The sequence below is a fragment of the Streptomyces sp. NPDC058751 genome (assembly GCF_042746485.1).
Lineage (GTDB): Bacteria > Actinomycetota > Actinomycetes > Streptomycetales > Streptomycetaceae > Streptomyces.
On sequence record NZ_JBHYPZ010000005.1, the window covers coordinates 229,419 to 250,162 of the forward strand.

At 71.7% G+C, this 20,744-nt stretch carries 21 protein-coding genes; 7 read left to right on the forward strand and 14 right to left on the reverse strand.

Translation table 11 applies throughout. The features are described 5' to 3' along the window. Nucleotides 1-173: 173 nt before the first annotated feature. Both ACFW6B_RS07750 and ACFW6B_RS07755 read right to left on the reverse strand, forming a co-directional pair. Nucleotides 174-2,021: a serine/threonine-protein kinase gene (locus ACFW6B_RS07750; protein WP_386593181.1), complete on the reverse strand. Its 1,848-nt coding sequence runs from the start codon at nucleotides 2,019-2,021 to the stop codon at nucleotides 174-176. 99 nt (nucleotides 2,022-2,120) lie between these two features. Then, nucleotides 2,121-2,969 (reverse strand): menaquinone biosynthetic enzyme MqnA/MqnD family protein, encoded by an 849-nt coding sequence (locus tag ACFW6B_RS07755; RefSeq protein WP_386593095.1) that lies wholly within the window; start codon nucleotides 2,967-2,969, stop codon nucleotides 2,121-2,123. Nucleotides 2,970-3,313: 344 nt separating this feature from the next. On the opposite strand from ACFW6B_RS07755, the gene ACFW6B_RS07760 reads away from it, so the two are divergent. Continuing rightward, entirely contained in the window at nucleotides 3,314-3,517 is a 204-nt protein-coding gene (locus tag ACFW6B_RS07760; RefSeq protein WP_037627265.1) for a cold-shock protein, read from the forward strand. Nucleotides 3,518-3,648: 131 nt separating this feature from the next. Here the strand turns inward: ACFW6B_RS07760 and ACFW6B_RS07765 are convergent, their stop codons facing one another. From ACFW6B_RS07765 to ACFW6B_RS07805, 9 genes are all read right to left on the reverse strand, one after another. Then, complete coding sequence (locus ACFW6B_RS07765; protein ID WP_386593098.1) at nucleotides 3,649-5,553, reverse strand: AMP-dependent synthetase/ligase; 1,905 nt, start codon at nucleotides 5,551-5,553, stop codon at nucleotides 3,649-3,651. A 560-nt stretch (nucleotides 5,554-6,113) separates the two neighbouring features. Further along, a complete protein-coding gene (locus tag ACFW6B_RS07770) occupies nucleotides 6,114-6,788 on the reverse strand; it encodes a TetR/AcrR family transcriptional regulator (RefSeq protein ID WP_386593100.1) in 675 nt (224 codons plus the stop codon). Nucleotides 6,789-6,918: 130 nt separating this feature from the next. Further along, on the reverse strand, nucleotides 6,919-7,239 hold the full coding sequence (locus ACFW6B_RS07775; protein ID WP_386593102.1) for a DUF4229 domain-containing protein: 321 nt from the start codon (nucleotides 7,237-7,239) through the stop codon (nucleotides 6,919-6,921). A gap of 129 nt (nucleotides 7,240-7,368) precedes the next feature. Next, nucleotides 7,369-7,902, reverse strand: coding sequence for a GNAT family N-acetyltransferase (locus tag ACFW6B_RS07780; protein WP_386593106.1), 534 nt, complete (start codon nucleotides 7,900-7,902; stop codon nucleotides 7,369-7,371). 1 nt (nucleotide 7,903) lies between these two features. After that, on the reverse strand, nucleotides 7,904-9,067 hold the full coding sequence (mqnE, locus tag ACFW6B_RS07785) for an aminofutalosine synthase MqnE (RefSeq protein WP_386593108.1): 1,164 nt from the start codon (nucleotides 9,065-9,067) through the stop codon (nucleotides 7,904-7,906). 108 nt (nucleotides 9,068-9,175) lie between these two features. Next, on the reverse strand, nucleotides 9,176-9,631 hold the full coding sequence (locus ACFW6B_RS07790; protein ID WP_037627278.1) for an Lrp/AsnC family transcriptional regulator: 456 nt from the start codon (nucleotides 9,629-9,631) through the stop codon (nucleotides 9,176-9,178). A 53-nt stretch (nucleotides 9,632-9,684) separates the two neighbouring features. Further along, nucleotides 9,685-10,374 carry a UbiX family flavin prenyltransferase gene (locus ACFW6B_RS07795; protein WP_386593111.1) on the reverse strand — a complete coding sequence of 230 codons (690 nt, stop codon included), beginning with the start codon at nucleotides 10,372-10,374 and terminating at the stop codon, nucleotides 9,685-9,687. 31 nt (nucleotides 10,375-10,405) lie between these two features. Beyond that, nucleotides 10,406-11,308, reverse strand: coding sequence for a menaquinone biosynthesis prenyltransferase MqnP (gene mqnP / locus ACFW6B_RS07800; protein WP_386593113.1), 903 nt, complete (start codon nucleotides 11,306-11,308; stop codon nucleotides 10,406-10,408). Beyond that, complete coding sequence (locus ACFW6B_RS07805; protein ID WP_386593115.1) at nucleotides 11,305-12,756, reverse strand: menaquinone biosynthesis decarboxylase; 1,452 nt, start codon at nucleotides 12,754-12,756, stop codon at nucleotides 11,305-11,307. Before ACFW6B_RS07805 ends, mqnP begins: the two co-directional genes overlap by 4 nt. A gap of 88 nt (nucleotides 12,757-12,844) precedes the next feature. Here ACFW6B_RS07805 and ACFW6B_RS07810 point away from each other — a divergent pair, with 88 nt between their 5' ends. Continuing rightward, the gene (locus ACFW6B_RS07810) at nucleotides 12,845-13,243 is read left to right on the forward strand and encodes a PLD nuclease N-terminal domain-containing protein (RefSeq protein WP_386593117.1); all 399 of its coding nucleotides are present in this window, start codon (nucleotides 12,845-12,847) and stop codon (nucleotides 13,241-13,243) included. 1 nt (nucleotide 13,244) lies between these two features. Beyond that, the gene (locus ACFW6B_RS07815; protein ID WP_386593119.1) at nucleotides 13,245-14,150 is read left to right on the forward strand and encodes a LysR family transcriptional regulator; all 906 of its coding nucleotides are present in this window, start codon (nucleotides 13,245-13,247) and stop codon (nucleotides 14,148-14,150) included. Here ACFW6B_RS07815 and ACFW6B_RS07820 read toward each other — a convergent pair. Together ACFW6B_RS07820 and ACFW6B_RS07825 are read right to left on the reverse strand one after the other, a co-directional pair. Beyond that, nucleotides 14,035-15,075 carry a DMT family transporter gene (locus ACFW6B_RS07820; protein WP_386593121.1) on the reverse strand — a complete coding sequence of 347 codons (1,041 nt, stop codon included), beginning with the start codon at nucleotides 15,073-15,075 and terminating at the stop codon, nucleotides 14,035-14,037. The two genes, ACFW6B_RS07815 and ACFW6B_RS07820, sit on opposite strands and share 116 nt — an antisense overlap. A gap of 100 nt (nucleotides 15,076-15,175) precedes the next feature. Beyond that, nucleotides 15,176-15,823 (reverse strand): TetR/AcrR family transcriptional regulator, encoded by a 648-nt coding sequence (locus ACFW6B_RS07825; RefSeq protein WP_386593184.1) that lies wholly within the window; start codon nucleotides 15,821-15,823, stop codon nucleotides 15,176-15,178. Between the two features lie 179 nt (nucleotides 15,824-16,002). On the opposite strand from ACFW6B_RS07825, the gene ACFW6B_RS07830 reads away from it, so the two are divergent. Then, entirely contained in the window at nucleotides 16,003-17,460 is a 1,458-nt protein-coding gene (locus ACFW6B_RS07830; RefSeq protein WP_386593123.1) for an MFS transporter, read from the forward strand. A 60-nt stretch (nucleotides 17,461-17,520) separates the two neighbouring features. Here ACFW6B_RS07830 and ACFW6B_RS07835 read toward each other — a convergent pair whose 3' ends face one another. Continuing rightward, entirely contained in the window at nucleotides 17,521-17,856 is a 336-nt protein-coding gene (locus ACFW6B_RS07835; protein WP_386593125.1) for an ArsR/SmtB family transcription factor, read from the reverse strand. Nucleotides 17,857-18,037: 181 nt separating this feature from the next. On the opposite strand from ACFW6B_RS07835, the gene ACFW6B_RS07840 reads away from it, so the two are divergent. The 3 genes from ACFW6B_RS07840 to ACFW6B_RS07850 all read left to right on the forward strand — a co-directional run bounded on the left by ACFW6B_RS07840 (nucleotide 18,038) and on the right by ACFW6B_RS07850 (nucleotide 20,646). Beyond that, nucleotides 18,038-19,021 (forward strand): zinc-binding alcohol dehydrogenase family protein, encoded by a 984-nt coding sequence (locus tag ACFW6B_RS07840; protein ID WP_386593128.1) that lies wholly within the window; start codon nucleotides 18,038-18,040, stop codon nucleotides 19,019-19,021. A 70-nt stretch (nucleotides 19,022-19,091) separates the two neighbouring features. Continuing rightward, a complete protein-coding gene (locus ACFW6B_RS07845) occupies nucleotides 19,092-19,550 on the forward strand; it encodes a nucleoside deaminase (RefSeq protein WP_386593131.1) in 459 nt (152 codons plus the stop codon). Between the two features lie 133 nt (nucleotides 19,551-19,683). Continuing rightward, nucleotides 19,684-20,646, forward strand: coding sequence for an isopenicillin N synthase family dioxygenase (locus ACFW6B_RS07850; RefSeq protein WP_386593186.1), 963 nt, complete (start codon nucleotides 19,684-19,686; stop codon nucleotides 20,644-20,646). Nucleotides 20,647-20,744 lie beyond the last annotated feature (98 nt).

The window sequence follows — 20,744 nt, forward strand, 5'->3', positions numbered from 1 at the left end:
GCCCAGGCTGAGACGCACCGCTGCTCACCGGCCCGTGGCCGCCGTCCCAGGACGGCGGCCACCGTGCCGTGCGGGCCTCGGCGGGCGAGGCCCGGCACCGGCGTCGGCACCGGCACCGGCACCGGCACCGGCAGCGCACGGCAACCACCGGTGATCTCCGGCGCAGGACGGACCTAGCCCACCTTGTTCATCCGGGCCACCGGGTCCCCCGCCTCGGCGTTGTCCGTCTCGTAGGTGAGGTCGCCGCCGACGGGGGTCAGCCGGACCTCGTGCCGGCCCTTGGTGCAGACGTCGCGGTTGGACTCCGCGGCCACGCTCGTGGCGACGAGCTGTTTCCTGGTGACCTTCTTGAGGACGAGGACGTCGTCGCAGATGCCGCCGATCTGGTCGGTCTGCCGGAAGGTGCCCAGCTCCTGGCCCACGGCCGCCTGGTGGACGGTGACGCGGAAGGTTCCCATCGGGAGGGTGCCGTTGAGGGCCAGGCCCTCGCCCTCCCAGGTGCCGAGGTAGGAGACCGGGACCGTGGACCGCTGCTCGCCCGGGTCGGACGCGCTCGCGGTGGAGCCCGGCCGGGTGGCGTCCGCCGAGGAATCGGAGGCGGGGGCGCTCCGGCTCGCCGTGGCCGAGGGACGCCCGCCCGCCACGCTGCCGTCGCCCTTGCCGCCGCCCGGCAGCAGGTCGAAGAGGAACGCGGATCCCACGGTCACCGCCGCCAGCGCCCCCGCGACGGCGAGCGCGACCGTGCAGCTCATCCTGCGGCCCTGCCCGCCGGCCCCGGGCGCGGAGGTCGCCGCCACGCTGACCGAGAGCTTGCCGGGCCGGTCGGACGTCCGCCGGTCCGGTGTCTCCTCGTGGTGCACGGCGTCCCGGGGCCCGGCGTCCGGGCCCGCGCCCTGCCCCGGTACGTACGCGGGCATCGTGGGCGGCGGCCCGAAGCCCGGCGGAGGCGGCCCGAAGCCGCCGCCCGGCCCCGGCGCCCCGGCCGTCCCCCCACCGGGACCGGAACCGGACCCGGAGTCCTGGACGGCCCGAGATCCGGTCCCGGCCGCCCGGCCGGCCCGGTCGGGCTCGATCGAAGGGGTGCTGAAGCCCAACGGACCCGAGGGCGCGGCCTGCGCGGCGCCCGCAGCCTCAAGGTTCAGCAGCTGTACGGCACTTCGGCTCACCCGCTCGACCAGGGCGCCCGGCAGCCAGCCCGCCGCGACCAGCCGGGCGGCGCCCTGCGGGGCGAGCCGGACGGCCACCTCACCCGGAGCGGGCCGCGCCCCGGGCTCCTTGGCCAGACAGGCCGCCACCAGCTCGCGCAACTCGCCTTCCAGGGAGTCGAGTCGCGGCTCCTCGTGCACCACCTTGTAGAGGAGGGAGGCGGAGGAGTCACCGGGGAAGGGGGGTTCCCCGGTGGCGGCGTACGCGAGGACCGCGCCGAGCGAGAAGACGTCCGCGGCGCCCGTGACGCCCTTGCCGAGGATCTGCTCGGGAGACATGTAGCCGGGCGAGCCGACCGAGACCCCCGTCGAGGTCAAGGAGGCCGTGCCGTCCGTGGCCCGCGCGATGCCGAAGTCGATGAGGAGCGGACCGTCGAGGGTGAGCAGCACGTTGGAGGGTTTGACGTCACGGTGGACGAGGCCCAGCGCGTGGACGGCCGTGAGCGCCTCGGCCAGACCGGCTCCGAGGACGCGCGCGGAGTGGGCGGGAAGCGGTCCGCCGTCGGCGATCGCCGCCGTCAGGGAGGGGCCGGCCGCGTAACCGGTGGCGACCCAGGGGACCGGCGCCTCCGGGTCCGCGTCCAGGACCGGCGCGGTCCACGCGCCGCCTACCCGCCGCGCGGCCTCGACCTCGCGGCGGAAGCGGGCGCGGAACTCCTCGTCGAGCGCGAAGTGCGGATGCACGATCTTGACCGCGACCGTACGTCCGCCCGCGCTGCGTCCCAGGTACACCCGCCCCATGCCGCCGGACCCCAGCCGGCCGAGCAGGCGGTAGGGCCCCACGGTCGTGGGTTCGTCGGCTCCGAGCGGCTGCATGGCACTCACGGTTCCCCCTCCCCCGTACACACTGCCCAGCAGCCTAGGGCCTTGACCGCTTCGGGCCCCGGTACGAACGGGACCGGGGCGGCCGGTGCCTCACGGCTGCAGGAGCCGTACGTTCACGTCCGCCGGGAACCCGGTGGTCGAGCCGACCCGGCGCGCGAACTCCCGTACGGCCTCCAGCTGCGGGGCGCCGAAACGGAAGTCGAGCGTCGTGAAGTACTGCTCCAGGACGGACTCGTCGAACTCCTCCCACCGGGCCGCCTGCTCGGCGACCTTGGAGACCTCGTCGAGGGAGAGGTCCCGGGAGGCGAGGAACGCCTGGTGCACCTTGCGGGTGACGAGCGGCTCGCGCTCCAGGTAGTCGCGCCGGGCCGCCCACACGGCGAAGACGAACGGCAGGCCCGTCCACTCCTTCCACAGCGCGCCGAGGTCGTGCACCTCCAGCCCGTACTTCGGCGCGTCGAGCAGGTTGGCCCGCAGCGCCGCGTCGCCGATGAGGACGGCGGCGTCGGCCTCCTGCATCATCAGGCTCAGATCGGGCGGGCACGTGTAGTACGAGGGGGTCACCCCGACCTTCTCGGCCAGCAGGAGCTGGGCGAGCCGCACGGAGGTGCGCGAGGTCGAACCGAGGGCGACGCGGGCGCCGTCCAGCCGGTCGAGGGGCACCTGCGAGACGATCACGCAGGACATCACCGGTCCGTCGCAGCCGACCGCGATGTCGGGAAAGGCGACGAGGTCGTCGGCGTGCCTGAGGAACTCGACGAGCGTGACGGGCCCGATGTCGAGATCTCCTCGCACCAGCCGCTCGCTGAGCTTCTCCGGAGTGTCCTTGGTGAGCTCGAAGTCGAGGAGCGTGCCCGTTCTCGCGAGCCCCCAGTACAGGGGCAGGCAGTTCAGGAACTGGATGTGGCCGACGCGCGGCCGGGTGCGAGAATTGTCCACATCGCGAGGCTAGCCCCCGTGCGATAGCGTGCAGGCTTCAGGGTCGGCGTGTGCGGATGGAAACCGTTCCGACTCCTCGTGTCAACTGTTGTGACACCTCGCAGTCAACGCACGTCAGGCCGCTGGGCCCATGGGAGCCACCCGTCCGGATGACGTGATCTTTCCCTCTATTGCTTTCTGCTGCCTGCGTGCTAGGCTCGCCGCAAGTTGCAGTTTGGTTTCCCTTGCAGTACAGAGCCTGCGGAGCATGTGACCGCGGGCTCTCGTCGTTTTCAGACGTATGCAGTTGTTTACACAATCGCAGGTTCTGGAGCAGGGCAACCCTTTGGGCCCAAGGAGGGCTTATGGCTACCGGAACCGTGAAGTGGTTCAACGCCGAAAAGGGCTTTGGTTTCATTGCCCAGGAAGGCGGCGGCCCGGACGTCTTCGTCCACTACTCCGCGATCAACGCGAACGGCTTCCGTTCGCTCGAAGAGAACCAGTCGGTTTCCTTCGACGTCACGCAGGGTCCGAAGGGCCCGCAGGCGGAGAACGTCACTCCGCTCTAAGCCTGCGGCTCCATGAGCCCGAAGCTTTGATCCGGAACGGATAGCAGTACCCAAGGAGCCCCGCGCCAGCCGGCAGCGGGGCTCCTGCCTTTTCCCCTCACGACGGCCCGCGCCTCCTCCCCGCCCCGGGACTACGTCGCGTACAGGGCCTCTATCTCCTCGCCGAAGTCCTTCTCGATCGCCGTCCGCCGCAGCTTCATGGAGGGGGTCAGGTGGCCCGCCTCCTCGGTGAAGTCGACGGGCAGGACGGTGAACCGGCGGATGGACTCGGGGCGCGAGACGAGCCGGTTGGTCTCGTCGACGGCGCGCTGCAGGACGGCCAGCAGCTCCGGGTCGTCCGTGACGAGTTCGGGGGGAACCGGGTGCTTGCCGTTCATCCGGCGCCAGTGGGCGATGCCCTCGGGGTCGAGGGTGACGAGGGCGGAGACGAACGGGCGGCGGTCGCCCAGGACCATGCACTGGGAGATCAGCGGATGGGAGCGCAGCCGGTCCTGGAGGGGCGCCGGGGCGACGTTCTTGCCGCCCGCGGTGATCAGGATCTCCTTCTTCCGGCCGGTGATGGTGAGATAGCCCCCGTCGTCCAGTTCTCCGATGTCGCCGGTGGCGAACCAGCCGTCCGGGGCGGCGTCGACGACACCGCCCGCGTTCGGGTCCCAGTAGCCGCGGAAGACCTGGGCACCGCACAGCAGCACCTCCCCGTCCACGGCGATCCGCACCCGGGTGCCCGGCAGGGGCAGGCCCACCGTGCCGAGGCGCGGTTTCCGCGGGGGCGTGACGGTCGCGGCGGCCGTGGTCTCCGTGAGGCCGTACCCCTCGAAGATCTCGATCCCGGCTCCCGCGTAGAAGGCGGCGAGCCGGCGGCCGAGCGGGGAGCCGCCGCAGACGGCGTGCCGGACCCGGCCGCCGAGGGCGTCCCGGATGCGGCGGTAGACCAGGGGGTCGTAGAGGGCGCGGGCCGCGCGCAGGTAGCGGCTCGGGCCGGGACCGGTGCCGTGCTGCCCGGCCTCGACGGCCTCGCCGTACTTCCGGGCGGTCCGGGCCGCCCGGTCGAAGGACGAACCGCGGCCCATCCGTTCGGCCGTCGCCCGGCTGGTGTTGAAGACCTTCTCCAGGACGTACGGGATGGCGAGCAGGAAGGTCGGCCGGAACGAGGCCAGGTCCGCGAGGAGTTCCTCGGTCCCCAGGCTCGGCGCGTGGCCGAGTTTCACCCGCGCGCGCAGACAGGCCACGGCCACCATGCGGCCGAAGACGTGCGAGAGGGGGAGGAAGAGGAGGGTGGAGGCGGGGTCCCGGGTGTGGTCCTTGAAGACCGGGTGGAGCAGTTCGACGGCGTTGTCGACCTCGGCGAAGAAGTTGCCGTGGGTCAGGACGCAGCCCTTGGGGCGGCCGGTGGTGCCCGAGGTGTAGACGAGGGTGGCGGGCGTGTCCGGGCCCAGCATCCCGCGCCGTACGGCCACCTCCTGGTCGGGGACCTCGCGGCCGAGCTCCGCGAGCCGCTCCACGTGCCCCTTCTCGAAGACCCACATGTGCCGCAGATCGGGTATGCGGTCGCGCTCGGGGCCGAGCGCCGCCGCCTGCCCCACGTCCTCCACGGCGAGCGCGGCGGCCCCCGAGTCCTGGAGGATCCAGCGGGTCTGGAAGACCGAGGAGGTCGGGTAGACGGGCACGGTGACCAGGCCCGCGGCCCAGGCGGCGAAGTCGAGGAGCGTCCATTCGTACGTCGTCCGGGCCATGATGGCGATCCGGTCGCCCGGCACCAGCCCTTCCGCGATCAGCCCCTTGGCCACCGCGAGGACCTGGCCGGCGAACTCCGCGGCGCTCACGTCCCGCCAGCCCTCGCCGTCCGGCGTCTTCCGGCCGATGACCGGCTCCAGCGGTGCGGCGGCCGCGTTGTCGAACGGGATGTCCGCGAGGGAGCCGTGCGTCACCCGGTCCGCGACGGGTGGTACCGCGACCTCGCGCACGACACCGTCCAGCCTCTTGATCTCGGGTTCCGGGAGGAGGGGCGCGGAGTCTGACGGGTACGGGCTGGACACGGGGCGGCTCCTTGTCGGCCGGAGGCCGGGGGTGCGAAGCGTGTTCGGGCTCCGGGGAGCGCGTGGGGGCGCGCGTCCTCGTGGGGTCCGGGGGAGTGGGGGGAAGGGTTCTGGGCACTTGGTGAGACGGGGATACTACGGCGCCGAAGTGTGGGGTTTGTGGCGTTTTGCCGCAGGCGAGGTGGGGGTTACCCGGGGTAGCTGTGCTCTTTTCCGGCCAACGGACCCGACCCCGGCAACGGCCCCGCGCCCCGCGCCCGGCTCGCCGAACTCGGGGCGGCGGGGAAGCTTCCGGCTCTGTGGCCGTACCACTCGCCGCGGCGGGCGGGGCGTACCCCGGAGGCGTCCTGGAGCGCAACGGCCTCGACGAGAAGGGCAGAGCGCCGACGTCCGCGCCGGGCACGGGAAGCGCGGGCCCCCTGCGGACGGTGATCCGCCGGGCCGCGCGCGGCGGCGCCGAGTCCCTCTGCCGCGTGGGCCGGGAGCGGGTCGCCCCCGCGCTGCGGCGCTGGGGCCGCGACCGACCCGCCCGGCACGGGCGGGCCCGCGGGCCGAAGGCCTCAGACCTCCGCGGCGGACCGGGACGGGACCCCGGCGGCCGGCGGGCACCAGGGCCGGCCCTGCATGAGGGTGCCGAGTCCGGTCCAGGCGAAGTTCATCAGGGTGGCGGCGGCCTGCCGGGCGGAGACGCCCGGGGTGGCGTTGGCCCACGCGGCCATCGACTCGGCGGCGCCGACCAGTGCCTCCGCGAGCCCGGCGACCTCCCGCGCGGGCAGCGACGGGTCGCGGTGCGCCTCGCGCGCGGCGATGACGATCAACTGCGTGACGAAGCGGACCAGTTCCTCGCGCATCGCGAAGACCTCGGCCGCGAAGGGCTCGCCGTGCGTACGGGCCTGGAGGTGCAGGACCGCCCAGCCGTCCGGGTTCTCGGCGGTGTGGCCGAAGAACGCCCGCAGTCCTTCCCAGAGTTGCCGGTCCGCGGACAGCTCGGGACGGACGCCGGCGCGGACCGCGTCGGTGAGCGCCTTGGCCTCACGCCGGATGCACGCGATGAACAGGTCTTCCTTCGAGTTCAGGTACAGGTACACCAACGGCTTGGACACGCCCGCCAGTTCGGCGATCTCGTCCATCGACGCCGCCCGGTAACCGCGCTGCCCGAAGGTCCGTACGGCCGCGTCCAGCATCTGCTGTTCGCGTACCGCGCGAGGCATCCGCTTGTTCTTCACAGCATCCATGCGCCAAGCCTACGAGGGGCCGCCGCGCGGCCGGGCGCACAACGGATCCAGCCTGCTCTTGCGACGAACCCCAGGGCCTCAGCTCCGGGAGGAGCGCCGCCAGTGGTGCCCGTTGCGCAAGCCCGGCGTTTCAGCGCTGGGTGGTTGACGAAGCCTGGTTCGGGGCACCCTGGACGGACTCGTCCAGGGCGGCGTCCTCCTGGTTGCGGTTGCGGTCCAGGTTCGCCTTGGCGCGCTCGACGCGGGCGACGACCTGGACCGAGGCGCGGTCGCGCGCGCCGCGCAGGACGACGAAGCTGATCGGCGCGGAGATCACCAGGGCCAGCAGGACGATCCACATGAAGTTGGAGTCGCCGAGGCCGCGCGGGGCGACGCCGGAGTAGACGAGGCCCCAGACGACCACGAAGCAGCCCACGAAGATACCGAGGCGCATCAGTGTGTAGCGGAGCATCTCAATCCACTCTTCCGTTCCGAACGTTCCCAAAGAACCCTGTCCAGTGAAGCACGCCGGGACAGTGATCTTGCAGGGGGTCCTCGGTCGCGGGCGGAGGATCACCCGGCCGTGGCACGGAGAGGCTCCTCAGACGCGGCGAGGGAGGGGCAGCAGCATCGTGATGTCGTCCCGTTCGTCGCCGGGGGCGACGCGGATCGCGCCGGGCACCCGCCCGACCTCCTTGTAGCCGCAGGAGGCGTAGAAGCGCTCCAGGCCCTGGCCGCCCCGGCAGGTCAGCCGTATCGCGTCGACGCCGTCGAGGCCGCCCGCCGCCGCCTCCGCGGCGGCGAGCAGGTCCCGGCCGTACCCCTTGCCCTGGTGCCGGGGGTGCACCATCACGGTGTACAGCCAGACCCAGTGCCTCATCAGCCGGTGGGTGTTGTGGGTGATGAAGGCGGTCGCCGCGACGGCGCCCTCATCGTCCCGGCCGACCAGCAGCCGGGTGCGGCCCTCCGCCATGGCGACGAAGTGCTTCACGAGTTCGGGGCGCACGTCACCGGCGGCCACCGGCGGCACGAAGCCGACGGAGCCGCCCGCGTTCGAGACGTCCACCCACAGGGCGACGACACCGTCCCTGAGTTCGGGGGTGACCGCCGGATCCAGTTCGAAGGCCAGCGCCACGTCAGACCCGCATCGGCTGCGGCGCCTCACGGCGTGCCGGGTCCGGGCCGTCGTACTCGCGGATGATCTCGTACCGCGTGTTGCGCTCCACCGGGCGGAAGCCCGCGTCCCGGATGAGGTCCAGCAGGTCCTCGCGGGTGAGCTTGTTCGGCGTGCCGTAGTTGTCCGCGTCGTGCGTGATCTTGTACTCGACGACCGAGCCGTCCATGTCGTCGGCGCCGTGCTGGAGCGCGAGCTGCGCGGTCTGCACACCGTGCATGACCCAGAAGACCTTGACGTGCGGGACGTTGTCGAAGAGCAGCCGGGAGACCGCGAAGGTCTTCAGCGCCTCGGCGCCGGTCGCCATCTGGGTGCGCGCCTGGAGGCGGTTGCGGACCTTGCCGTCCTGCATGTCCACGAAGTCGTGCTGGTAGCGCAGCGGGATGAAGACCTGGAAGCCGCCGGTCTCGTCCTGGAGCTCACGCAGCCGCAGCACGTGGTCGACGCGGTGGCGGGGCTCCTCGATGTGCCCGTACAGCATCGTGCACGGGGTCTTGAGGCCCTTCTCGTGCGCGAGGCGGTGGATGCGCGACCAGTCCTCCCAGTGGGTGCGGTGGTCGACGATGTGCTGGCGGACCTCCCAGTCGAAGATCTCCGCGCCGCCGCCGGTCAGCGACTCCAGACCGGCCTCGATCAGCTCGTCGAGGATCTGAGAGGCCGACAGCCCCGAGATGGTCTCGAAGTGGTGGATCTCGGTGGCGGTGAACGCCTTCAGCGAGACGTTCGGCAGGGCCTTCTTCAGCTCGCTCAGCGAACGCGGGTAGTAGCGCCAGGGCAGGCTGGGGTGCAGGCCGTTGACGATGTGCAGCTCGGTGAGGTTCTCGCCCTCCATCGCCTTGGCGAGGCGGACGGCCTCCTCGATGCGCATCGTGTACGCGTCCTTCTCGCCCGGCTTGCGCTGGAACGAGCAGTACGCGCAGGACGCGGTGCACACGTTCGTCATGTTGAGGTGGCGGTTGACGTTGAAGTGGACGACGTCGCCGTTCTTGCGCGTGCGCACCTCGTGCGCGAGCCCGCCGAGCCAGGCCAGGTCGTCCGACTCGTAGAGCGCGATGCCGTCCTCGCGGGTCAGCCGCTCACCGGCCCGGACCTTGTCCTCCAGCTCGCGCTTGAGCCCGACATCCATGCGATTACCTCTCCCTGTGACGAACGCTGCCAACCGTACTCCCCGCCCTGCCGACGAAAGGCCCCCACCTGGGCCTTTCGCCCCCGGGGTGTCCCCGGTGCCGGGGGACTAGTCCTCCTCGGGCAGCTCGCCGACCCGGTTCTCCCACTTCGTGGAGAGCACGATCGTCGTACGGGTGCGGGAGACGCCCTTGGTCCCGGACAGCCGCCGGATGGTCTTCTCCAGTCCGTCGACGTCGCTGGAGCGCACCTTGAGCATGAACGAGTCGTCGCCCGCGATGAACCAGCAGTCCTCGATCTCGCTGAGGTCGCGCAGCCGCCGGGCCACGTCCTCGTGGTCGGCCGCGTCGGACAGCGAGATGCCGATCAGGGCGGTGACGCCGAGGCCGAGCGAGGCCGAGTCGACCGTCGCGCGGTACCCGGTGATGACACCGGCCGCCTCCAGCCGGTTGATGCGGTCGGTGACACTGGGTCCCGACAGACCGACGAGGCGCCCCAGCTCCGCGTAGGAGGCCCGGCCGTTCTCCCTCAGGGCCTGGATGAGCTGCCTGTCCACCGCGTCCATGCGATCGAAGCCTTCCGCTGAAAAGGTCTGAGAGTCCTGAGAATCTTGCGAGTCTAGGCGGTGGCGTCCCGGGAACCGCTCCCGAGTCCGCCCTTCCACCGGCGGTAGAGGCCGTGTTCGACGCCCGCCGCGTCGAGGGCCCGCCCGGCGACGAAGTCCACCAGGTCCTGGATGTGCGTGGCCCCCGCGTAGAACGCCGGCGAGGCGGGCAGCACGACGGCGCCCGCGTCGTCCAGGGAGACCAGGTGACGCAGGGTCTGCCCGCCGAGCGGGGTCTCCCGTACGGCGACGACCAGCTTGCGCCCCTCCTTGAGGGTGACGCTCGCGGCCCGTTGCAGCAGGTCCTTGGAGAGGCCGAGGGCGACTCCGGCCACACAGGCGGTGGACGCGGGCACGATCAGCATGCCCTTGGCCGGGTACGAGCCCGACGAGGGGCCCGCCGCCAGGTCGCCGGCGCTCCAGTGCCGTACGCCGTCGAGGTGTTCCTCGGTGACGTCGAAGGTGCCGGGCTTGCCGTCGGCGCCCCGCTCCAGCCAGGCGCGCAGATCGCCGCGCCAGTGGGCGTCGCGGAACGGGAGGCCGGTCTCGTCGAGCAGCGTGAGCCGTGACGCCCTGCTGACGACCAGGTCGACGCTCTCCCCCGCGTCCAGCAGCGAACGCAGCACTGCGGCCGCGTACGGCGTACCGGACGCGCCGGAGACCCCCACGATCCAAGGCCGGCGCTGCGTCTGTCCTGGCTTCATGATGTCGAGCCTATCCGGCCACCGCCCATGGTCAGACCGTCAGCCCGCGCACCAGCAGGTCGAGCAGGGCACACACGAACAGGGCGATCCCGATGAAGCCGTTGACCTGGAAGAACGCCCGGTTCAGCCGGCTCAGGTCGTGCGGTTTCACGATGGAGTGCTCGTAGAGGAACGCGCCGGCGACGATCACCAGGCCCAGCCAGAAGAAGGCGCCGGCGCCGGTGGCCGCCCCGTACCAGACGAAGAGCGCCGTCGTCACCGCGTGGCAGACCCGCGCGCTCTGGACCGCGGCCGGGATGCCGAACCGGGCCGGCACGGACATCACGCCGATCTCGCGGTCGGTCTCGACGTCCTGGCAGGCGTAGATCAGGTCGAAGCCGCCGATCCAGACGCCGACCGCGAGACCGAGGACGACCGCCTCCCAGGACCAGGTGCCGGTGACGGCGATCCAGGCGCCGACGGGGCCCATCGCCTGGGCGAGCCCGAGGATGGCCTGCGGGAAGTTCGTGAACCGCTTGCCGTACGGGTAGACGACCATCGGGATGACCGCGACGGGCGCCAGCGCCAGGCACAGCGGGTTGAGCAGCGCCGCCGCGCCGAGGAAGACGACCAGCGCGACCAGCGCGCCCGTCCACGCGTGCTTGACGCTCATCGCGCCGGTGACCAGTTCGCGCTGGGCCGTACGGGGGTTGCGGGCGTCGATCTCGCGGTCGATGATCCGGTTCGCGGCCATCGCGAAGGTGCGCAGGCCGACCATGCACACGGTCACCAGGAGCAGCTTCCCCCAGTGGATGTTCTTGTCGACCTCGAACATCGCGGTGAGCGCCGCGATGTACGCGAAGGGCAGCGCGAACACCGAGTGCTCGATCATGACAAGTCGCAGGAACGTCCTGGTGCGGCCCGGCTGCGGGAGCGCCGCGGAAGCTGAACTCACAGCCCGTATTCCTTCCAACGCCGTGTCACCCGTTCGGCCGTGTCCGGGTCCGACAGGACCATCTCCGGCCAGCCCCCGTCCCTCGTGTAGCCCTCCTCGGGCCACTTCTTCGTCGCGTCGATGCCCGCCTTGCCGCCCCAGAACTGCTGGTAGGAGGCGTGGTCGAGGTGGTCGACCGGGCCTTCGACGACGGTGAGGTCACGGGCGTAGTCCGTGTTGCCGAGCGCGCGCCAGGCCACCTCGTGCAGATCGTGGACGTCGCAGTCCGCGTCGACGACCACGATGAGCTTCGTCAGGGACATCATGTGCGCACCCCAGACGGCGTGCATCACCTTCTGGGCGTGCTTGGGGTACTTCTTGTCGATCGAGACGATCGCGCAGTTGTGGAAACCGCCCGCCTCCGGCAGGTGGTAGTCCACGATGTCCGGGACGATGATCTTCAGCAGCGGGAGGAAGAAACGCTCCGTCGCCCGGCCGAGGGGCCCGTCCTCCGTCGGGGGCCGGCCCACCACGATGGACTGGAGCAGCGGCCGCCGGCGCATCGTCACGCAGTCGATGGTCAGCGCCGGGAACGGCTCCTGCGGGGTGTAGAACCCGGTGTGGTCGCCGAACGGCCCCTCGGGCAGCATCTCGCCCGGCTCCAGCCAGCCTTCGAGGACGACCTCGGCGTTCGCGGGCACCTGGAGCGGAACGGTCTTGCAGTCGACCATCTCGATCCGCTTGCCCTGGACGAACCCGGCGAACAGGTACTCGTCGATGTCCCCGGGCAGCGGGGCGGTGGAGGCGTACGTGACGGCGGGCGGGCAGCCGAAGGCGATCGCGACGGGCAGCCGCTCGCCCCTGCGGGCGGCGACCTGGTAGTGGTTGCGGCTGTCCTTGTGGATCTGCCAGTGCATGCCGATGGTGCGCTTGTCGTGCCGCTGGAGCCGGTACAGACCGAGGTTGCGGATGCCGGACTCGGGGTCCTTGGTGTGGGTGAGCCCGAGGTTGAAGAAGGAGCCGCCGTCGTCGGGCCAGGTGAACAGGGCGGGCAGCGCGTCGAGGTCGACGTCCTCGCCGTGGAGCACCACTTCCTGCACCGGCGCGTCCTTGACCTTCTTCGGCGGCACGTGCGCCATCGCGCCGAGCTTCCCGAACGCCTCGCGCACGCCCACGAAGCCGTGCGGCAGCTCCGGCCTGAGCAGACCGCCGATCTTGTCGGAGATCTCGCCGTACGACTTCAGCCCGAGGGCCTTCAGCAGGCGCCGGTCGGTGCCGAAGACGTTCATCGCGAGGGGCATGGCGGAGCCCTTCACGTTCTCGAAGAGGAGCGCGGGCCCGCCGGCCTTCTGCACCCGGTCGACGATCTCCCCGACCTCCAGGTACGGATCCACCTCGGCCTTGATGCGCTTGAGGTCTCCCTCGCGCTCCAGCGCCCTGAGCAGGGAACGAAGATCGTCGTAAGCCATGTGTCCAAGTATCGGCCACCCGCTAATCTGTGCCCGTCACCGGGGGCCCGTGCCGCCCCGCCGTCGCTCACTGGGGGACCGTTCGGCCATGCTCAGGTATCTGCCCTTCCTGCTGGTCCTGGCGCTGTGGATCTACGCCTTCATCGACTGCCTGAACACGCCGGAGGAGGAGGTCAGGGGCCTGCCCAAGGTGGTCTGGGTCATCATCATCCTGCTCTTCGGCGAGGTGCTGGTCGGTCCGGTCGCCTGGCTGGTCGCGGGCCGCAACCGCCGGGGCCCCGCGGGCGGCTCGACGCCCTCCGAATGGCACCGCGACCACCGGACGGAGTTCGTCGCGCCCGACGACAACCCCGAGTTCCTGAAGTCCCTCAAGGCCGAGAACCGCAAGGACGAGGCCCTGCTGAAGGACTGGGAGGCGGACCTGCGCCGCCGCGAGGAGGAACTGAAGCGACGCGAGGAGCAGGGCAGGTCCGACGAGGAGTCGTGACATGGAGCTGCGCCTGCTGGTGACCTTCGAGAAGGTCGCGACCGTGCTGAGTTTCACCCGGGCCGCGGCCGAGCTGACGTACGCGCAGTCCAGCGTGACCAGCCAGATCCGCGCCCTGGAGTCCTCGCTCGGCACGGAGCTCTTCGACCGGCTGGGCAGCAGGATCCGGCTGACCGAGGCGGGTGAGCGGCTGCTGCCCTACGCCCGGCAGATCATCGAGCTGACCGAGGAGGCGCGGGCCGCGGTCGTCGGCGCCGGGGAACCCGCCGGGGCGCTCACCATCGGCACGATGGAGTCCCTGACCTCGTACCGGCTGCTGCCGCTCCTGGAGTTCTTCCACCACCGCCACCCCGGGGTGCGGCTGTCGCTGCGCACGACCATCGGCGACGAGACCCGGCAGGCCCTGCGCCAGGGCACGTACGACGTCGGCTTCCTGATGGAGGCGGAGACCGAGCACGCGGGTCTGGAGGTCGCGGTGCTCGCGGAGGAACCCCTCGCGCTGGTCGCCGCACCCGGCGATCCGCTCGTCGGCACGGCACCGGCCACCGCCGACCTCACCGGCCACTCCCTGCTCGCCACCGAACCCGGCTGCGCCTACCGGGACCTGTTCGAGCGGGAGCTCGACTCCCGCCTCCCGGAGGGTTCCTCCGTCGCGTTCACGGAGTTCGGCACGATCGAGGCGACCAAACGGGCCGCGGCGGCCGGCCTCGGCATCGCACTGCTTCCCGAGGTGACGGTCGCCGCCGAACTGGAGCGGGGCACGCTCGTACGGCTGGACTGGGAGCCGCCGTTCACGCTTTCGACGCAACTGGCCTGGCGGGCCGGGAAGCGGCTTCCGTCCCATGCGCGGCTGTTCGTGGAGCGGGCCCGGCAACTGGTGTCCGAGGAGTCCGGCCCGCGGGGGTGAGCGAGGCGTTCTCGGCGATCCGGCGGGCCATGATGCTCCTGGCGCTCCCGGTCTTCCTGGGAAGCGTCACCTTCAGGCTGGCGGTCACGATCAGCGGGACGCCGAGGGCCTGGACGAGACCGATGTGGTGGCCGTACACCGCCCAGTCCATGACCATCGCGACGGCCGGGTAGGTGAAGGCGAGCACGGCGATCTTCGCGGTCGGGAGCTTGGCGTACGCGGCGTACATCAGGACGTACATCAGCCCCGTGTGGACGACTCCGAGCCCGACCAGCCAGCCCCAGTCCGCGCCGGTCCCGCGCATCGCGCCGAAGTCGGCGAAGGGGAGCAGCAGCGGGATGCCGACGACGACCTGGACGAGCGCGATCAGGTGCGGGCGGACTCCGGTGATCTGCTTGGTGACCAGGGTGGAGAGCCCGTAGAGGAGCGCGGCGAGGAGCGCTTGTCCGACGCCGGTGAGATAGGCGCCGCCGTGCGCGAAGTCGGCCGGGGAGACGCCCGAGACGAGGACCAGACCGGCGAAGGCCAGCGCGATCCAGCCGGCCTTGGCGGCGGTGAGCCGTTCCCGGAAGAGCAGGGCGCCCAGCAGGACCACGTAGAACGGCTGCGTGTGGTAGACGACGGTCGCGACGGAGATCGAGGTGTTCTCGTACGACTGGAAGAGCAGGACCCAGTTGAAGACGATGAACACCCCGCCGAGCGCGGCGAGTCCGAGCGTGCGCGGGGTGAAGCCGTGGCCCCGGAAGTAGCCCCGGGCCAGTGCGTAGCCGCCGAGGGCGAGCGCCCCGAACAGGACGCGGAAGAAGACGACGTCGAAGGGCGAGGCCCCGGACTCGACGACGAAGACGCCGAGGGTCCCGGAGAGCATCATGGCGGCGGTGAGCTGGGCGATGCCCTTGTTCTCGACTGCGGTGGCTGAGGTCATGTGCCGAAGGTAGGAGCGGGACCCGCTGCCGGGCCACGGCCCACCGGGGCGTCCTGCCGATGCCCCCATCGGCACCGCCGATGCGTCCTGGTGGACGGCGTCAGGCTCCGGCCTGGAGGCGGAGGCCCGCCAGGGTCAGGTCCAGCGCGGCGAGGAACTGTTCCTTGTCGTCGTGCCCGTCGAACTCCTCGACGATGTCGTGCACGAACGGGAACTCCCCGGCGTCGAGGGCACGCCACGTCTCGGTGTAGCGGCCGAGGAACTCGTCGCGGTCGACGAAGCCGTCGAGAACTTCCTCGGGCGGCTCCTGCCCCATGTCGGCGGCGTTGCCGACCACGACGCCCACGATCGCCGACACGGCGTGGAAGCGCTGCCGCGGCGCGAGGTCGAGTCGAAGGGTCTGCTGCCCCAGCTTCTCGAAAAGCCGCAACGAGTTGCCCTGGACGTCGGTGCGGCGCATGAAGTGCGCGCCCAGCCACGGCCGGTCCACGATCGCGTCGAACAGGGCGAGGGCCATCATGCGCAGGTCGTCGATCGCGTCGTCGCTGCCGGCCTGCCCTTCGATCGCGGTCAGCACCCCGCCGAGCACGTGGTCGATGGCGCGGTCGATCAGGTCGTCCTTGCCCGAGACGTACCAGTAGATGCTGCCGACGCCGGTGCCGAGCCGGGTCGCGAGCGCACGGAGGGTCAGCGCCTGCTCGCCCGCCTCGTCGAGGAGGGCCACCGCCGCGCCGAGAACGGCCTCGATGGAGTGCGAGGCCCGCTGCCGCCCTCGGGAAGGGCGATCGGCGGGTCGTGTTCGCGGGCCTGTCATGACGTCCATCCAATCACAGCTTGCGCATTTATCGAACTGCGTTCTATCGTCGAACAACGTTCCATAGTCGAACGCCGTTCCATAGTGGACGGCGTCCCGAGAGGAGGCCCGCCATGACCACGACCGCCCCAGCGCCCGCCGCATCGCGCACCTATCCGTCCCTGCGCGCGGCGTGGATACCCCTGGCCGCGCTCTGCCTGGCCTTCTTCGTCGAGATGGTCGACAACACCCTGCTCTCGATCGCGCTGCCCACGATCGGCCGGGACCTCGACAGCGGCACGACCGCGCTGCAGTGGGTCACCGGCGGCTACTCGCTGACGTTCGGCGGCCTGCTGCTGACGGCGGGATCGATGGCCGACCGGCTCGGGCGCCGGCGCGTCCTGCTGGCCGGCCTGGCGGTGTTCGGCCTGCTGAGCCTGGCCGTCGTCGCGGTCACCACCGCGGGGCAGCTCATCACCCTGCGGGCCGGCCTCGGCGTCGCCGCGGCGGCGATGGCCCCCATCACCAACTCGCTGGTCTTCCGGCTGTTCGACGACAAGGCGCTGCGCATGCGCGCGATGACCTTGATGATCGTCGTCGGCATGTCCGGCTTCGTCCTCGGCCCGTTGCTGGGCGGCACCGCCCTGGCCCACTTCCAGTGGCAGTGGCTCCTGGTCGTCAACGCCCCGATCGCGTTGGTCGCGGCCATCGGCGTCCGCCTCGGCGTCCCGGCCGACCGGCCGCAGGACCTGACCCACGACAAGCTCGATCTTCCCGGCGCCGGTCTGAGCGTCACCGCCATCGGCCTCGCCTGCTACTCGCTGACCAGCGGCGTCGAGCACGGCTGGCTCTCCACGAGCACGCTCGCGTCGGTCCTCGGTGCCGTCGTCGCGGGGATCGCGTTCGTGTGGCACGAGCGCCGCAGCGCGTCGCCGATGCTGGACCTGCGCCTCTTCTCCGACGGCACCGTCCGCGGCGCCGCCATCGCGCAGATCGGCACGGCCATCGCGATGGCCGCCGTGATGTTCGGGCTGATCCTCCACTTCCAGTACGCCTACGGGTGGAGCCCCGTGCGGGCCGGCCTGGCGAACCTGCCGATCATCGTGACCATGATCCTCGCGACTCCCCTGTCCGAGTGGCTCGCGGGAAGGTTCGGCCACCGCGTCGCCTGCCTGGTCGGCGCGGCCTGCCTGGCCGGCTCACTGGCCGGCCTGTCCTGGGGCGTCGACCACGGCTACGGCGCGATCGCGCTCTGCATGGTCGTGATGACCGTCGGACTGCGCACCGTCATGACGATCTGCGCCATCGCGCTCGTCGACGCGATGCCGGGCAACCGCACGTCGATCGGCACGGCGCTCAACGACACCGCCCAGGAGGTCGGCACCAGCATCGGCACCGCCGTGGTCGGCACCCTCATCGCCGCGCTGGTCACCACCCGGCTGCCCGCGGGCACCTGGGGCGACTCCCTGGTGGCGTCGTTCTTCCACGCCGAGCGGATCACCTACGCCGTACTGGCGGTCGTCGTCGGCCTGGTCGCGGCCGGCGGCGCGCTCACCCTCACCGACTCCCGCGCCACCGAAGAGCACGCCTGAGACGTCCGCGCCGAGGTCGCCGGGTGCCACCACGGCACGGCCGGGCCCCGGCGGGAGAGCTCAGCGGTCCGGCTCCTCGCGCAGGACGAGGTCGAGGAGCCCGGGGAAGCGGGCGTCGAACTCGGCCCGGCGCAGCCGGTTGACCCGTCTGGGGCCCTCGTCGCGCTGCTCGACGAGACCGGCGCCGCGCAGCACGGCGAAGTGATGGCTGAGGGCCGCCTTGCCGACGGGCACGTCGAAACTGCCGCAGGTGCGGCTCCACTCCGGGGACCCGGCCAGCTCCCTGACGAGCCGGATGCGCACGGGATCGGCGAGCGCCGCGAGGGCGGCGGGCACGGGGACCTCGTCGGGGTGGGTGTGCTCGGGCGCGGCCCGGTGACTGGTGCGCTCGGCCATGCCGGCCTCCCTGGTGTTCCCTGACTGCCCGATCCGCGGCCGGTGCTCCGCGGTCGGCGCTCCGCATCCGATGCCCCGCGGTCGGCGCTCCGCGACCGGCTTGCCGAGTGTTCGATGAAAACCATACACTCCCGAGTGTTCGCTTTTCATTGAACAGTCGGACGTCAGCCGGAGGTGTGCCATGCGTACGGTCGAATTCCAGGAGTACGGCGGTCCCGAGGTCCTGCGGGCCGCCGAGGCCAAGGTCCCCGAGCCGGGCCCGGGGCAGGTGAGCATCGACGTGGCCTACGCGGGCGTGAACTTCGCCGACCTCAAGGCGAGGTCGGAGGGCTACCGCGTCCCCGAACTCCCGTTCGTGCCGGGACTGGAGGTCTCCGGCCGGGTCCGGGCGGTCGGCCCGGACGTCACGGGGCTGCGGGTGGGCCAGGAGGTCGCGGCGCTGACGGAGGGCGGGGCGTACGCGGAGGTGACCGTGGCCGACGCCGTGACGGTCTTCCCGCTGCCCGACGGCGTCGGACTGCGCACCGGGGCCACCCTGCCCACCGTCCTGCCCACGGCGTACGCGCTGCTGCACACGGTGGGCCGGCTCCAGCCCGGCGAGACGGTGCTCGTGCAGGGCGCGGCGGGCGGCGTGGGCACGGTGCTGGGCCGGCTGGCGAAGGCGGCCGGGGCCGGCGCGGTGTACGGCGTGGTGTCCGGCGCGCCGAAGGCCGAGTACGCCCTCGGCCACGGCTACACCGAGGTGTTCGTGGGGTCCTTCCGGGACGAGGTGCGCGCGGCGACCGCCGGCCGCGGGGTGGACCTGGTCCTGGACCCGGTGGGCGGCGAGACCCTCCGCGCCGGCCTCGCCTCCCTCGCCCCCTTCGGCCGGCTGGTCTCCTTCGGCAACGCGAGCTCGGCGGAGCCCTGGACGGTGGGTCAGCCGGAGCTCTACCCGACCGGCCTGTCGGTCTCCGGGTTCTCGATCCTCGGCCTGGCGAGAACGGCCCCGGCCGCCCTCCGCGAGATCGCCTCACGGGCGTTCGAGACGGTGGCCGACGGGACGGTGACCCTGCCGGTGACGGCGGAGTTCCCCCTGGAGTCGGCCGCGGAGGCGCACGCGCTGATGGGCTCGCGGACGAGCACGGGCAAGCTGCTGCTGCGCGTGGCCGCTTCCGGGGCGTAGCTCCGCGCTTCCCCCGCCCCGCCCTCGTGTTCCGGCGACGGAAGAGGGGGGTCCGGGGGACAGTGGAGCCATGCAGCGCATCGATCAGGCACAGGCCCGCGCGTGGCTCGCGACGGCCCTGGAGGAGGCACGCGCCGGACTCGCCGAGGGCGGCATCCCCATCGGGGCCGCGCTGTACGGCGCGGACGGCACCCTGCTCGGCCGCGGCCACAACCGCCGCGTCCAGGACGGCGATCCCTCGGCGCACGGCGAGACGGCCGCCTTCCGCGACGCGGGACGGCAGCGGACCTATCGCGGTACGACCATGGTGACCACCCTGTCGCCGTGCTGGTACTGCAGCGGGCTCGTCCGGCAGTTCGGGATCTCCCGGGTGGTCGTCGGCGAGGCGGCCACCTTCCACGGCGGGCACGACTGGCTCGCCGGGCACGGCGTGGAGGTCGTGCTGCTCGACGATCCCGAGTGCACCGCGCTGATGCGCGACTTCATCGAGAAGAACCCGGACCTGTGGAACGAGGACATCGGTGAATGACGCCGCGAACGACCCCAGGAAGACGGCCGATACGACCGGGACCCCGCACTCGGCGACCTCCGGCCTCCCCGACGCCGACTCCCCGCACCCAGCGGGTTCCGGCTCCCCCGGTGCCGCCGGTTCCGGGGGCCCGGTGGCCTCCGCCGTCCCCACGATCGACCTCGGACCGTGGATCTCCGGGGCCCCGGGCGACCGTGCCGCGCTCGCCCGCACCGTCGACGACGCCCTGCGGACGGCCGGCTTCCTGCTCGTCACCGGGCACGGCGTGGACCCGGGGCTGCGCCGCGCCCTGCGGGACGCGGCCCGCGCCTTCTTCGTCCTGCCCGCCGCGGTCAAACAGCCGTACGCGGCCCGGGTCGGCGGGCGCGGCTGGCTCGGGCCCGGCGCCGAGGCCAACGGCTACGCCGAGGGCACTAAGACCCCGCCGGACCTCAAGGAGTCGCTGACGTTCGCGACGCACGAGCCGTTCGAGGACCCGGAGACCAACAGGCAGTGGTACGCGCCGAACGTCTGGCCCGCCGAGGCGCCCCGGCTGCGGGCGCTCTGCGAGGAGTACGTGGCGCGGATGGCACGACTGGAGAACCTGCTCCTCGAACTGCTCGGCGGGGCGCTCGGACTCGAACCGGACTTCTTCACCCGCCACATGGACCACCCGACGTACGGCTTCAACATCAACTGGTACCCGGGCACGGAGGTCGTCGGCGAGGCGCGGCCGGGTCAGTTCCGGATCGGGCCGCACACGGACTTCGGCACCGTCACCATCCTCGACCGGCAGGCGGGCAAGGGCGGGCTCCAGGTGTTCACGGACGCGGACGGCTGGCAGGACGCGCCGTTCGACCCGGCGGCGCTGACGGTCAACATCGGGGACCTCATGGCCCGCTGGACCGGCGACCGGTGGCGCTCGGGGCGGCACCGGGTGCTGCCGCCGCCGACCGACGCGCCCGCTGAGGAGCTGATCTCGCTCGTCTACTTCGGCGAGTGCACACCGGGAACGCTGGTCGAGTCGGTCCCCGCCCCCGTCGGCCGCGTGACGTACGAACCGGTGGACTCCCACACCTACCTGCGCCGGAAACTCGATTCGATCACTGTCGGTTGAACGGTAGAACGTTTTCGTAACTGAACAGACACCGGATGCTCTATCCCGAACCAACCCCCCCTTCTTAAACTGTTGTTGATACACCTCACATCAGCACA

Excerpts from the sequence above, each read along its gene's own strand:
- ACFW6B_RS07750 (WP_386593181.1), bottom strand. The coding sequence starts at position 2,021 with ATGCAGCCGCTCGGAGCCGACGAACCCACGACCGTGGGGCCCTACCGC.
- ACFW6B_RS07760 (WP_037627265.1), top strand. The coding sequence starts at position 3,314 with ATGGCTACCGGAACCGTGAAGTGGTTCAACGCCGAAAAGGGCTTTGGT.
- ACFW6B_RS07770 (WP_386593100.1), bottom strand. The coding sequence starts at position 6,788 with ATGGATGCTGTGAAGAACAAGCGGATGCCTCGCGCGGTACGCGAACAG.
- ACFW6B_RS07775 (WP_386593102.1), bottom strand. The coding sequence starts at position 7,239 with ATGCTCCGCTACACACTGATGCGCCTCGGTATCTTCGTGGGCTGCTTC.
- mqnE (WP_386593108.1), bottom strand. The coding sequence starts at position 9,067 with ATGGATGTCGGGCTCAAGCGCGAGCTGGAGGACAAGGTCCGGGCCGGT.
- ACFW6B_RS07790 (WP_037627278.1), bottom strand. The coding sequence starts at position 9,631 with ATGGACGCGGTGGACAGGCAGCTCATCCAGGCCCTGAGGGAGAACGGC.
- ACFW6B_RS07795 (WP_386593111.1), bottom strand. The coding sequence starts at position 10,374 with ATGAAGCCAGGACAGACGCAGCGCCGGCCTTGGATCGTGGGGGTCTCC.
- ACFW6B_RS07805 (WP_386593115.1), bottom strand. The coding sequence starts at position 12,756 with ATGGCTTACGACGATCTTCGTTCCCTGCTCAGGGCGCTGGAGCGCGAG.
- ACFW6B_RS07810 (WP_386593117.1), top strand. The coding sequence starts at position 12,845 with ATGCTCAGGTATCTGCCCTTCCTGCTGGTCCTGGCGCTGTGGATCTAC.
- ACFW6B_RS07815 (WP_386593119.1), top strand. The coding sequence starts at position 13,245 with ATGGAGCTGCGCCTGCTGGTGACCTTCGAGAAGGTCGCGACCGTGCTG.
- ACFW6B_RS07820 (WP_386593121.1), bottom strand. The coding sequence starts at position 15,075 with ATGACCTCAGCCACCGCAGTCGAGAACAAGGGCATCGCCCAGCTCACC.
- ACFW6B_RS07830 (WP_386593123.1), top strand. The coding sequence starts at position 16,003 with ATGACCACGACCGCCCCAGCGCCCGCCGCATCGCGCACCTATCCGTCC.
- ACFW6B_RS07835 (WP_386593125.1), bottom strand. The coding sequence starts at position 17,856 with ATGGCCGAGCGCACCAGTCACCGGGCCGCGCCCGAGCACACCCACCCC.
- ACFW6B_RS07840 (WP_386593128.1), top strand. The coding sequence starts at position 18,038 with ATGCGTACGGTCGAATTCCAGGAGTACGGCGGTCCCGAGGTCCTGCGG.
- ACFW6B_RS07845 (WP_386593131.1), top strand. The coding sequence starts at position 19,092 with ATGCAGCGCATCGATCAGGCACAGGCCCGCGCGTGGCTCGCGACGGCC.